The sequence below is a fragment of the Pseudochrobactrum sp. sp1633 genome, from assembly GCF_030376605.1.
GTDB lineage: Bacteria > Pseudomonadota > Alphaproteobacteria > Rhizobiales > Rhizobiaceae > Pseudochrobactrum.
The window spans coordinates 1-1,244 of sequence record NZ_JARRAE010000047.1 but is presented as its reverse complement, the minus strand read 5'-3'; the positions used below and the strand labels follow the sequence as shown (position 1 = coordinate 1,244).

At 43.6% G+C, this 1,244-nt stretch carries 1 protein-coding gene; it reads right to left on the bottom strand.

The genetic code is table 11. The features are described 5' to 3' along the window. Window positions 1–234 precede the first annotated feature (234 nt). The coding region (locus P8H26_RS18020; RefSeq protein ID WP_289634460.1) for a tyrosine-type recombinase/integrase at window positions 235–1,244 on the bottom strand (1,010 nt) is incomplete at its 5' end.

Genomic DNA, 1,244 nt, shown 5'->3' with positions numbered 1-1,244 from the left:
CCCCACTGGGTCAGTTCTCAGCGGTAATCAACACTGCCGGCCTTTGGACCTGAATTCTATGATCATTCGGATTATAAGAGAATAATTTGGCCGATCATTCATCAGGCTAGTTGGCTACGACCGAATACTCCAATTTAGATAATTTTACGGCGTGGCGATCTCAATAAATTTGCCGAAAGCCACGCCGTCTATGCATATAGTCAAAACTCACTTCGTTCATATATTCCATCTAGACTAACTATTTTGCGAAAACCCTTTAGCTACGCTGGCAAGCAGTAGTAACTTCTCGGGAGGTAAGCTCGGTAGGATATGCATTAGATTTTGCATCTCTACTGAGGCGCTAGTTGTTCTTAGCTCATCAAGCACAGCAAATTGATCGCTTACATCTAGTTTCGCGTAACAACTGTCGGTGGTTTTTATATTTTCATGACCGAGGTTTTGGCTCCAAGCTTTTAGTTGCTTTTGGCTCCTGCATAGTTCGTTGCCAAAGCGCGCTAGTGTTGAACGCACGGCATGAGGCTTGAATTTTTGGATACCAATATTTTTGCAAGCACATTCGATGGTTTTTCGTACTGTGCCTTGATCCCTGAGTGGTCCACTATAGGCTGGCTCTTTCAGAAGACGAATAGGATCCATAGCGCGTAGGAACAACGGGTCTGTTGGGTTAGCGCCATTATTTAGGTTTTCTATAACCCAATCAATAAGGATGTTCTCAATGTCTTCCCCTACTGGAAACCATTTAGTTCTCATCGTTTTTTTATTTTTGGTCTGAACAAAGCGAGCGTCTTGGAATATACTACGAGTTTCGATGTCAACATGTTGTATTCTTAAGCTTAAGAGAGCGCTAATGCGCACGCCGGTTAGTGCAAAGACTGCAAGAATAGCTCGGTCGCGCCTATGTATTAAACTAACACTTGGCATGAATAAAATAAGATCACGCAATTGTTCCATTGATGGAATGAACAGGTCAGCAGTGGGGGCTGCGGCCAACGCGCTAAGTTCTCGCGAAGGCGAGAAATATTCACCAAGACCAGCGCTCGAAAGCTTCACCATGGTTTTTTGTTCAAGCCACTGAAAGAACTTTTTGAGAGCGATGAGGCTGTGAACGATTGTTGATGCTGATAACTGCTTTTTATCGGGAACCGAAAGCCTCTCTTCCAGTCGGTTTTTATAGGAGATTACATTATCACGATGCACGTTCCTATAATCACGATGCTGATGATGTGTATCAAATTGAGCGATGT